This is a genomic window from Streptomyces sp. NPDC005423, from assembly GCF_040606415.1.
Taxonomy (GTDB): domain Bacteria; phylum Actinomycetota; class Actinomycetes; order Streptomycetales; family Streptomycetaceae; genus Streptomyces.
The window spans coordinates 20,986-28,284 of record NZ_JBEXET010000069.1 but is presented as its reverse complement, the minus strand read 5'-3'; the positions used below and the strand labels follow the sequence as shown (position 1 = coordinate 28,284).

At 73.0% G+C, this 7,299-nt stretch carries 9 protein-coding genes; 6 read left to right on the top strand and 3 right to left on the bottom strand.

The genetic code is table 11. From position 1 onward, the window contains the following. The first annotated feature begins 545 nt into the window (after positions 1 to 545). Genes ABZT12_RS37175 through ABZT12_RS37165 form a run of 3 tightly spaced genes read left to right on the top strand, consistent with a single transcriptional unit; the run spans position 546 to position 2,874 of the window. A complete protein-coding gene (locus ABZT12_RS37175; RefSeq protein WP_356393605.1) occupies positions 546 to 1,283 on the top strand; it encodes a nuclear transport factor 2 family protein in 738 nt (245 codons plus the stop codon). Next, positions 1,280 to 1,621, top strand: coding sequence for a YciI family protein (locus ABZT12_RS37170; protein ID WP_356393602.1), 342 nt, complete (start codon positions 1,280 to 1,282; stop codon positions 1,619 to 1,621). The genes ABZT12_RS37175 and ABZT12_RS37170 overlap by 4 nt, the downstream gene beginning before the upstream one ends. Next, a complete protein-coding gene (locus ABZT12_RS37165; RefSeq protein WP_356393599.1) occupies positions 1,618 to 2,874 on the top strand; it encodes an RNA polymerase sigma factor in 1,257 nt (418 codons plus the stop codon). Before ABZT12_RS37170 ends, ABZT12_RS37165 begins: the two co-directional genes overlap by 4 nt. Positions 2,875 to 2,975: 101 nt before the next feature. On the opposite strand, the gene ABZT12_RS37160 is transcribed toward ABZT12_RS37165, so the two are convergent. Further along, positions 2,976 to 3,374 (bottom strand): nuclear transport factor 2 family protein, encoded by a 399-nt coding sequence (locus tag ABZT12_RS37160; protein ID WP_356393597.1) that lies wholly within the window; start codon positions 3,372 to 3,374, stop codon positions 2,976 to 2,978. 115 nt (positions 3,375 to 3,489) lie between these two features. On the opposite strand from ABZT12_RS37160, the gene ABZT12_RS37155 reads away from it, so the two are divergent. Further along, on the top strand, positions 3,490 to 4,335 hold the full coding sequence (locus ABZT12_RS37155) for a methyltransferase domain-containing protein (protein WP_356393594.1): 846 nt from the start codon (positions 3,490 to 3,492) through the stop codon (positions 4,333 to 4,335). A gap of 15 nt (positions 4,336 to 4,350) precedes the next feature. Here ABZT12_RS37155 and ABZT12_RS37150 read toward each other — a convergent pair whose 3' ends face one another. Further along, entirely contained in the window at positions 4,351 to 5,103 is a 753-nt protein-coding gene (locus ABZT12_RS37150; RefSeq protein WP_356393591.1) for a GntR family transcriptional regulator, read from the bottom strand. 126 nt (positions 5,104 to 5,229) lie between these two features. After that, positions 5,230 to 6,090 carry a helix-turn-helix transcriptional regulator gene (locus ABZT12_RS37145; protein ID WP_356393589.1) on the bottom strand — a complete coding sequence of 287 codons (861 nt, stop codon included), beginning with the start codon at positions 6,088 to 6,090 and terminating at the stop codon, positions 5,230 to 5,232. 85 nt (positions 6,091 to 6,175) lie between these two features. On the opposite strand from ABZT12_RS37145, the gene ABZT12_RS37140 reads away from it, so the two are divergent. Both ABZT12_RS37140 and ABZT12_RS37135 read left to right on the top strand, forming a co-directional pair. Then, on the top strand, positions 6,176 to 6,943 hold the full coding sequence (locus ABZT12_RS37140) for an SDR family oxidoreductase (protein WP_356393586.1): 768 nt from the start codon (positions 6,176 to 6,178) through the stop codon (positions 6,941 to 6,943). A gap of 141 nt (positions 6,944 to 7,084) precedes the next feature. Further along, positions 7,085 to 7,294, top strand: coding sequence for a 4-oxalocrotonate tautomerase family protein (locus ABZT12_RS37135; RefSeq protein ID WP_356393583.1), 210 nt, complete (start codon positions 7,085 to 7,087; stop codon positions 7,292 to 7,294). Positions 7,295 to 7,299 lie beyond the last annotated feature (5 nt).

The window sequence follows — 7,299 nt, the reverse complement described above, 5'->3', positions numbered from 1 at the left end:
CGAGCTCACAGCACCGCAGACCCCCGTCGCGCTGAGCTGACACGCTCACAGCAAGTCACCAACATGGGTTGACAACTCCATTGGGAATCCTTTCGAGGACGGAAACGCATGGGACATGCGGAAGGGAGGGGGGAAGCCGCGGGCGGAGGGCGAACGAGCGCTCCTCGGGGGCGGCGGAGAACATCACCTCGGGTACGGCGGAAGAAACGCCGGTCACGAAGTGGTGCGGGGAGAGCCGATGCGCCGGGAGACTTCCACGGGCGGACCGACGAACTGAGGAGGAACTGGCACCGGCGCCACAGCTGGGCGTACACAAGTGCTGAAAGCACGATACCACGCGGTGCGCGGATCCGGCAGTGTCCCCGGTTCGGCGGCTGACAAGTAAGCCGTACGGAAAGGGAGTTCGGGAGCCGGGCCATCGCCGTCGGCCGGACGGTGTGCGGACCGTCCGCCACCTTCCGAAGTTTTTCCGCGCGGGATGTCGATCCGGCTCGGTCGCGTTCGTCGGTGGGGTGTAGGAAGCTCATCCAAGACCAGGAGGACCCATGAAGTACATGCTGCTCGTCTGCGGCGACGACACCGCCGACGCCTCGGGGATGGCGCCCGTGGAACCCTGGGTGGAGACCCTCGGCGACCAGGGCGTGCGCCTGCACGGCCACCGGCTCGCCGCGCCCGCGGACGCCGTCACCGTCCGGGTGCGCGGCGGTGAAGTGCTGCGCACCGACGGTCCGTTCGCCGAGACGAAGGAGTACGTCGCCGGATTCGACATCCTGGAGTGCGCCGGCCTGGAGGAGGCGGTGGAGGCGGCCGCCCGGCATCCCGTCGCCGCGCTCGGAGCCCTGGAGGTCCGCCCCTTCTGGCCGACGGAGGGCGAGGACGACGCCGAGACCGAGCTCCGCCGCCTCGACGCCGAACTGACCGAGGCGGTCCGCGCCCGGGACACCGACCGTGTCCTCACCTGCTACGCGCCGGACGCGACGGCCTTCCACTCCGCCGACGGCCCGGTCCAGCGGGGCCTCGACGCGCTCCGCGCCTCCCTGGAGGAGACCTTCGCGGGCACCACCGGGCCGGTGCACCGCGAGGTCCTGCGGTTCCGCGTGCACCTCGACGAGAGCATCGCCTTCGGGCACGCCCTCGTCCGGCTGCGGGCCACCCGCACCGACGGCACGGAACGGGACGAAACCCTGAGGGTGAGCACCGGCTACAGCCACACCGGTCTGCGCTGGCAGATCCTGCACGAGCACGTCTCCACCACCGACACGAAGACCGAGGAGCGGTCATGAAGTACGCCCTGCTCATCTGCACCCCGGTCGACGGCGAGGAACTCAGCCCCTGGCAGATCGCCGACGACCCCCGCTTCGCCTCGTACATCGACGAGGTCCGCAGCCGCGACATCGTCCGGGGCGGCGCCCGGCTGCGGCCGCCCTCCGACGCCACCACCGTGCGCGTCCGGGGCGACGAAGTCCTGCTCACCGACGGGCCGTTCGTCGAGTCGAAGGAGTACGTCGCGGGCATCGACATCGTCGAGGTCGCCGACCTCGACGAGGCGATCTCGCTCGCCTCCCGGCACCCGGCCGCGCTCGCCGGCGGCTCGGTCGAGGTACGGCCGGTCTGGGAATGACCGAGGCGGTGCGGGAGGCGGTGGCCGCCGCCTTCCGGGAGGAGTGGGGCCAGGTCGTCGCCACCCTGATCAGGGTGACCGGCGACTGGGACCTCGCGGAGGAGTGCGCTCAGGACGCCTTCGCCCAGGCCCTCGACCGGTGGCGACGCGACGGTGTCCCGCGCCGCCCCGGCGCCTGGCTCACCACGACCGCCCGCCACCGGGCCTTCGACGTACTGCGCCGGGACGCCGTCGGCGCGGCGAGACTTCGGGAGGCGGCCGTGCTGACACGGGACGAGGGTCCATACGACCCGGAGTACGACGGCGACGACAGCGGGGTGTCCGACGACCGGCTGCGGCTGATCTTCACCTGCTGTCACCCCGCGCTGCCCATCGAAGCCAGGGTCGCGCTCACCCTGCGCACCCTCGCGGGCCTGACCACCGCCGAGATCGCCCGGGCCTTCCTCGTCCCGGAGGCGACCATGGCGCAGCGGCTGGTGCGCGCCAAGCGGAAGATCCGCAACGCCGGCATCCCCTACCGGGTACCGCCCGCGCACCTCCTGCCGGAACGCACCACCGGCGTGCTCGGCGTGGTCTACCTCCTCTTCAACGAGGGCTACGCGGCCACGACCGGCACCGGCCTCGTCCGCACGAACCTGTGCGCGGAGGCCGTCCGGCTGGCCCGCGTACTGGTCCGGCTGATGCCCGACGAGCCCGAAGTGCCGGGCCTGCTCGCCCTGTTGCTGCTGCACGACGCCCGTCGCACCACCCGGGTCGACGGGGCGGGCGACCTGGTGACCCTGGAGGAGCAGGACCGTACGGCCTGGGACCGGGCCGAAGTGGCGGAAGGGGGCGCCCTGTTGGAGGCCACGCTGCGCCGGGGCCGCCCCGGCCCGTACCAGATCCAGGCCGCCATCGCCGCCTGCCACACCACCGCGCCCACCGCCGAGGAGACCGACTGGGCCGACATCGTCGCCCTGTACGGCGAGTTGGAGCGGCACGTGCCCTCCGCCGTGGTCCGGCTCAACCGGGCGGTGGCCGTGGGCATGGCCCAAAACCCGTCAGCAGGGCTGGAGTTGGTGGCGGAGCTGGAGCGGTCGGGCGAGCTGGCCGGTTACCATCTGCTGCCCGCCACCCGGGCGGACCTTCTGCGCCGGATGGGCCGCCGCGCCGAAGCGGCCGAATCCTACGCCGCCGCCCTGGAGTTGGCGGAGAACGATGCCGAGCGACGCTTCCTGCGACGGCGGCTCACCGAGTGCGAGCGCGCGGGGTGAGCGCGCACGCGAAGGCCACCGCCCTCACCCCCGCCGGGCTCGAACGGGCGCCCGCCCGCCGAGTCCCGCCCGACAACCGGCGCCTCGCGCGACCGCGACGCTCACGCGAGGCGCCCCTCCGCCTCCTTCGCGATCCGCTCGAACTGCGCGGCCATGGCCTCCTGGAGGGCCTGTGCGCCCGACAGCGGACGGACCATGACCATCAGCTCGTCGATCAGCCCCTCCTCGTCGACATGGATGAAGTCGCAGCCGGTCAGCTGGCGGTCGCCGACCCGCGCGGTGAACACCAGCGCGTGGTCGGGGCCGTCCGGGTCGCCGATCTCCCGCTCGTAGCGGAAGTCCTCGAAGACCCGCGCGACCGCGTGCAGGATCGCCGCGGTGATCGCCTTGCCGGGGTACGGCTTGAACACGACCGGGCTGGTGAAGACGACGTCCTCGGCCAGCAGCGCCTCGACGGCGTCCATGTCCTGTGCCTCGACGGCCTCGCGGAACGCGCGCATCGGCTCACCTCGTAGTCAACTCGTCGATGGGGTGGGGACGACAATAGTCAACGGCTCCGCACGCCCGCCGAGCGCGCTCCCGGCGGCCGGCGGCGGGTGCTCTAGGCTGACCCGGATGTTCAGCCCCGAAGGTCCCAGTCTGCGTGAACTCGCCGTCCAGGCACTGTCGTCCGTCGAGCACGGCTACGACCTGCTGGCGCCGAAGTTCGACCACACCCCCTTCCGCACCCCGGCTCCGATCCTCGACGCGGTCGCCTCGGCGCTGGAGCGCATGGGGCCCTTCGATGACGGGCTCGACCTGTGCTGCGGCACGGGGGCGGGCGCCGAGGTGCTCACAGGGGTGTGCCGCGGGAGCGTCACCGGCGTCGACTTCAGCGCGGGGATGCTCGCCGTCGCCCGCGAGCGCCTCCCGGCCGGCGACCCCGGGCCCGGCGACGCACGGAGCGCCGGGCCAGGGGCCGCCGGGCCACGGATCGCCGGGTCACCGGGCGTAGGGCCCCGCGCCGCAGAGCCCCGAGCCGTAGAGCCCCGAGCCGCCGGGCCGCGGGTCGGCTGGGTGCGCGGCGATGCCCGCGCCCTGCCCTTCGCCTCGGCGTTCGACCTGGTGGTGAGCTTCGGCGCGTTCGGTCACTTCCTCCCCCGTGAGCTGCCAGGGCTGTTCGCCCAGGTCCACTCCGTGCTCCGGCCCGGCGGTCGCTTCGCGTTCCCGGTGCTCGCCCCGCCGCGCCCCGGATCGGCCGGATACTGGCTGCTGTCGGGCTTCGACGCGGTGATGAAGGTGCGCAACGCCGTCTGGCGTCCGCCGTTCGTCATGTACTACCGGGACTTCCGACTTCCTTACGTCTGGCGGGAGTTGGAGCGGGCCGGCTTCCGCGTGGAGCTGCACGCCCTGCCCGAGTTCGGGCGGCGGGACGACGGCAGCCCCCGGGCCCGTCTGCTCGCGGCCAGGCGGCCGGCCTAGGGAACGGTCCGGGCGTCACCGCGGCCCGGTCGCCGCAGGCAGGGTGAACTCGTAGACCAGGGCCTCCTGTTGGGCGTCCACGACCAGGTCGGTGATCTCCAGCGGGCGGGCGTACTGGTCGTGCACGCGCCGGGTCACCCGGACCGACGGGACGTCCGCCGCCCGCGTGATGGTGTCCCGGTGGTGCAGGGTCAGGCCGGCCTTGCGCATCCAGTCGTAGGCCAGGCGCAGTTGGGCCGCGGCGGAGCCGTCCGCGCGGTCGCGGTAGCGGGCCAGTTCCTCGACCTCGGCCAGGGCCACCGCCGAGAAGGAGGTGACGGCCGTGCGCAGCTCCCCGCCGTCGGCCCCGGCGGACGCGTAGCGGTGCACCAGGGTGGGCCGGTGCGGTGCGAGGCCCAGCGCCTCGGCGTGCCGGGCCGGGGGCGCCTCCCAGACCACCGTGGCCCGGTCGAACGCGGACGGTTCGGTACCGCGCGCCCCGACCGGGAAGGCGAGCGAGGAGGGCGTCTCGACCGGCAGACCGGGCAGGGTCGCGTGGCTGCCCCGCCGGTCGGTGGCGACCTGACCGCTGTGCCGGAGCACGTCGAGGGCCTGCCGTACGGTCTCCCGGCTGACTCCGAAGTGCCCGGCCAACTGCCGTTCGCCGGGCAGCCGTTCACCGGGCGGGACGGTTCCGTCGCGCAGTTCGCGGAGCAGTTGTGCCGCGATTCTCCAGTAGAGCGGCCGGTCGTCGGTGGGCGAGGGGTCCTGCGGGGTGGTGCGGGCCATGCCGCGCCTCCTGTTGGTGACAAGACGTAGCCGTGCGGGCTCATTGCGCGACCAGATCTAGCATTGGTCTAAACCACCAGGGAAGGGCGGCCGGGCAGTTAGGCCGAAAGCAGCCGCCCGGCAGTTTCAGCGCGCCGGGCCGGTGACTTCCTCGGTGCCGACCACGGCGAGCAGGTCGAGGAGGCCGGCGCTGTCCGTACCGACCGCCGGGGTGAACCAGAGCAGCCGCTGCCGCCCGTCCTCGCTGAACAGGTTGAGGCAGTTGACCTCGATCAGGCCGAGGGCGGGGTGGTTGAGGCGTTTGCGGTCGTCGCGCCGGAACGCCACGTCGTGGTCGGCCCACACGGCGGCGAACTCGGGGGAGGAGTCGAGCAGGGTAGCGATCATCGAGCGGGCTTCGGTGTCCTTGGCGTCCCGTCGGGCGGCGGCGGCCCGCAGGTCGGCGACGAGGACCCGGGACTGGGCCTCGTGATCGGCGTCCGGATAGAGCCGCCGGGCGTCCGGGTCGGTGAACCACCGGTGGACGAAACTGGATCGGGCGCCCCGGAAACCGGAGTGGTCCCCGAGCAGCGCCACCGCCAACGGGTTCTGTACGAGGGTGACGTGCAGGTCGGTGATGACCTGCGCGGGGGTCGACGTCAGACGGGTGAGCAGGTCGAGCATGCCGGGGTGGACGTGCGAGGCCGGTCCGCCGTGCGCGGGCACCGGGCGGTCGGCCAGGTGGTAGAGGTAGTCGCGCTCGTCGGCGGTCAGCCGCAGCGCCCTCGCCAGCGCGGCGATCATCTGCTCGGAGGGCTGCGATCCGGCGCCGCGTTCGAGTTCGTTGTAGTAGTCCACCGACGCCCCGGCGAGCTGGGCGACCTCGTCCCGGCGCAGCCCTGGTACCCGGCGGCGCGCCCCGTGCGGGAATCCGACGTCGGCCGGGCGGATACGTTCGCGCCGCGAGCGCAGGAAGGCTCCCAGCTCGGTGTATTTCGCAGAACCCATACCGCCATTCTGCGTCCGGCCGGGCCGCCGACACAGGGGATGACATCCCCTGGTTCCGCCGGCCGGTGCCGCGCATCGTGGAGCCATGACTACGAACCACTCCCCAGTCCCACCTTCGCCGTCGGCCGTCCGGGTCGCCGTCGTCACCGGCGGATCGCGCGGCATCGGCCGGGCGGTCTCCCTCCAGCTCGCCCGGGAGGGCCTCGCCGTCGTGGTGAACTACGCCCGCGACGCTGCCGCCGCCGAGGAGACGGTGGCGGGGATCACCGCCACCGGCGGCCGGGCGGTCCCCGTCCAGGCGGACGTGGCGGACGAACACGCGGTCGCCGCCCTGTTCGACCGGGCGGAGCAGGAGTTCGGCGGTGTGGACGTGGTGGTGAACTGCGCCGGCCGGCTCGCTCTGTCGACCGTCGCCGACCTCGACCTGGCCGTGCTCGACGCCGTGCACCGCACCAACGTCCGCGGCACCTTCGTCGTGGCCCAGCAGGTCGCCCGGCGACTGCGCGCGGGCGGCTCGTTCGTGGCGTTCTCGACCTCCGTGGTCGGTACGCAGTTCCCCGCCTACGGCGCGTACGCGGCGAGCAAGGCGGCCGTCGAGTCCCTCACGCTGATCCTCGCCCGCGAGCTGCGCGGACGGGACATCACCGTGAACACGGTCGCCCCCGGCCCCACCGCCACCGACCTGTTCCTCGACGGCAAGACGCCCGAGGAGATCGACCGGCTCGCCATGGCCCCGCCCCTGGAGAGGCTGGGCACACCGGAGGACATCGCCCGCGCCGTCGCCTTCCTCACCGGCCCGGCGGGGCGCTGGGTGAACGGCCAGGTCCTGCGGGCCAACGGCGGCATGGTGTGAGGACGGGGACAGCCACCGGTCGATGACGCCGTCCAGCAGGCGACGTCCGCGTGCGGGCGCGCCGGGGAACGCCTCCGCGCCACCCACCTCGGACCCGGACTTCCGCGGCCCGGAAGAGAACACGCACAAGGAGAGACACCCATGCCCTTCGCCAACTTCAAGGTCCCCGCGGGCACCGTCACCGCCGAGGAGAAGAAGAAGATCGTCGAGCGCACCACCGACCTGTACGCCGAGATCTACGGTGAGCGGGCCCGCGCCAACACCGTCGTGCTGATCGACGAGGTCGCCGACGGCGGCTGGGGCTTCGGCGGCCACGTCCTGACCGCGGACATGCTCAACGGCGACGCCTGACCGCC

What these genes read in the sequence shown, in the direction of transcription:
- ABZT12_RS37145 (WP_356393589.1), bottom strand. Translation starts at nt 6,090, where the DNA reads ATGGGTTCTGCGAAATACACCGAGCTGGGAGCCTTCCTGCGCTCGCGG.
- ABZT12_RS37155 (WP_356393594.1), top strand. Translation starts at nt 3,490, where the DNA reads ATGTTCAGCCCCGAAGGTCCCAGTCTGCGTGAACTCGCCGTCCAGGCA.
- ABZT12_RS37165 (WP_356393599.1), top strand. Translation starts at nt 1,618, where the DNA reads ATGACCGAGGCGGTGCGGGAGGCGGTGGCCGCCGCCTTCCGGGAGGAG.
- ABZT12_RS37150 (WP_356393591.1), bottom strand. Translation starts at nt 5,103, where the DNA reads ATGGCCCGCACCACCCCGCAGGACCCCTCGCCCACCGACGACCGGCCG.
- ABZT12_RS37160 (WP_356393597.1), bottom strand. Translation starts at nt 3,374, where the DNA reads ATGCGCGCGTTCCGCGAGGCCGTCGAGGCACAGGACATGGACGCCGTC.
- ABZT12_RS37135 (WP_356393583.1), top strand. Translation starts at nt 7,085, where the DNA reads ATGCCCTTCGCCAACTTCAAGGTCCCCGCGGGCACCGTCACCGCCGAG.
- ABZT12_RS37140 (WP_356393586.1), top strand. Translation starts at nt 6,176, where the DNA reads ATGACTACGAACCACTCCCCAGTCCCACCTTCGCCGTCGGCCGTCCGG.
- ABZT12_RS37170 (WP_356393602.1), top strand. Translation starts at nt 1,280, where the DNA reads ATGAAGTACGCCCTGCTCATCTGCACCCCGGTCGACGGCGAGGAACTC.
- ABZT12_RS37175 (WP_356393605.1), top strand. Translation starts at nt 546, where the DNA reads ATGAAGTACATGCTGCTCGTCTGCGGCGACGACACCGCCGACGCCTCG.